This is a genomic window from Streptomyces sp. NRRL S-1022, assembly GCF_000720135.1.
In the GTDB taxonomy this organism is placed as follows: domain Bacteria; phylum Actinomycetota; class Actinomycetes; order Streptomycetales; family Streptomycetaceae; genus Streptomyces.
Map to the genome: position 1 here is coordinate 1 of NZ_JOIU01000220.1, position 212 is coordinate 212.

Consider the following 212-nt stretch of genomic DNA (forward strand, 5'->3'; position numbering starts at 1 on the left):
CCCTGATGATCGCCATCGGCCCGGACCGCTTCCGCGAGATGCTGGACGGTTTCCGGATCGTCGACGACCACTTCCGCACCGCGCCCGCCGAGGCCAACGCGCCGCTGCTGCTGGGGCTGCTGGGCATCTGGTACGGCAACTTCCACGACGCCCAGACCCACGCGGTGCTGCCGTACAGCCACTACCTCTCCAAGTTCACCGCCTACCTCCAG

General features: G+C 67.9%; 1 pseudogene. It reads left to right on the forward strand.

What is annotated here, in order from left to right:
- Positions 1 to 212 (forward strand): annotated as a pseudogene (locus IG05_RS43425) (glucose-6-phosphate isomerase); the annotation flags it as partial.